We start from the raw sequence: 1577 nt of genomic DNA on the forward strand, positions 1-1577 counted from the left end.
CTCCCATCGAGGTGGATGTTGAATCAGCACAAAACGCAGCCGTCACATCACAATCGATTCATCGATCACAGGACGTGCTCTAGACAATGAATGGTGGCAGGCGACGCGGAGCTCCGCCTGACCTTTCGGGCTGTCGAGTGATCTTTCGGCGTCAAACCGAACCAGGCAGCTAAGTGTTTTCCCAATCAGAATGAACTGGGTGACGGGGCCTTGATGACCATCATCGTGCACCGATCGGCCCAACGCCTGGAATCCGAGTCAGACGTCGACTGCATTCGTCAGTGCGATGCCATCCAGTGGAACTCAGCCTCGTCGCTCCACATCCGCTGAAGGATCACAGCAAGCCGTCGCCGACTGGTTCGCAATCGAACGCAACTTGCCAACCGAAGATATTTGACGTCCCCACGGCGATTAGACAACCCCATCAGCCTCTGATTGTACTCGCCGATCCCGATGCCGACGAACATACGAGACGGAAACAGGGTTTTGGACCCGTGGCCTCCTGATCCGGCGCAGTTAGCGACCATGATATCGCATTCTTCACGACATGGTACCCTGCCGGGACGGGCATCCAGGCGCTCGTTTTCCGTTGAAGGCCATCGCTGGGCGATCGAAGACAGTTTCGAGACTGCCAAAAACGAGCTTGGACCCGATGATAACGAAACCCGGTCATGGCATGGCTGGCATCGCCACGTCTCCCTCGTCATGCTCGCCTTCGTTATGATGGCGGTGATCCGATACCGCCAATGACATGACGACCCAAAAAAGACCGCGGATGCCGACGATCAGGATCTGATCCGCTGGTTTATCCAGGAAGTCTAGAGAGATCGCTACCAGCCTTGCCCTGCGTCGCATAAAGCCCGCCTACGTCATCGATTGGTCATGCTGGAGGCGCGCCCATCAGACTGCCGCGCGACGACCTCATTGAAAGGCAAATGCAACTCTCGTGCTACATGCCTTGTCGGCGCCGAGCGTGACCGCCTGGCCCAGTCGGCGCGGAACTCCGTCATGTGCCGCCACTGGCCCGGCATGACATGCCCGTCGGCGAACATCGGGCAGGCATGAACCATCAGGCCATGGCGCCCGATCAAAAGCACAGCTGCGCTGCTACATCAGAATCGGGGTCAGCGTATCGTTCGACCCAAAAGGCCCCCCCCGCGCGAGCACTTGGCGATTGTATCCAATCTACAAGCTCTTGACAATTCTGGATCCAAATGATTTGAATTCAGATATCTTGGCCGGCTGGCGAACTTTCTGGGAGAAATGGCTTGGACGCCGAAAGAATTCACCGCGACGCGGTCATCATCGATGCCGTTACGGCGCTTCTTGATAAGAGGGAATATGTGGAGTCCTACAAAGCCGGCGGCGTAACCTGCGTGGCTCCGACTGTTGGGGGAGAGACCGACAGGCCCGCAACTGCCCTCAAGGAGATAGGCAGCTGGCTGCACTCTATACGCTCCAGAAAAGACCTAAGGCTGGTGCAGAAAGCATGTGACATCGAAGCTGCGAAACGCGGTGGCCAGATGGCGATTTTGTTCCATTTTCAGGGCACAGGGCCGTTCGAGACAGAGCTTAAT

General features: G+C 56.9%; 3 pseudogenes. 2 read left to right on the forward strand and 1 reads right to left on the reverse strand.

Going from position 1 to position 1577, the window contains the following annotated elements:
• Positions 1-68 precede the first annotated feature (68 nt).
• Positions 69-292, reverse strand: a pseudogene (locus NKH21_RS32620) (transposase); the annotation flags it as partial.
• A gap of 183 nt (positions 293-475) precedes the next feature.
• Between NKH21_RS32620 and NKH21_RS32625 the strand changes: the two are divergent.
• Together NKH21_RS32625 and NKH21_RS32630 are read left to right on the forward strand one after the other, a co-directional pair.
• Positions 476-796 (forward strand): annotated as a pseudogene (locus NKH21_RS32625) (IS701 family transposase); the annotation flags it as partial.
• 472 nt (positions 797-1268) lie between these two features.
• Positions 1269-1577 (forward strand): annotated as a pseudogene (locus NKH21_RS32630) (membrane dipeptidase); the annotation flags it as partial.

The organism is Mesorhizobium sp. M1329 (assembly GCF_040318035.1).
Lineage (GTDB): Bacteria > Pseudomonadota > Alphaproteobacteria > Rhizobiales > Rhizobiaceae > Mesorhizobium.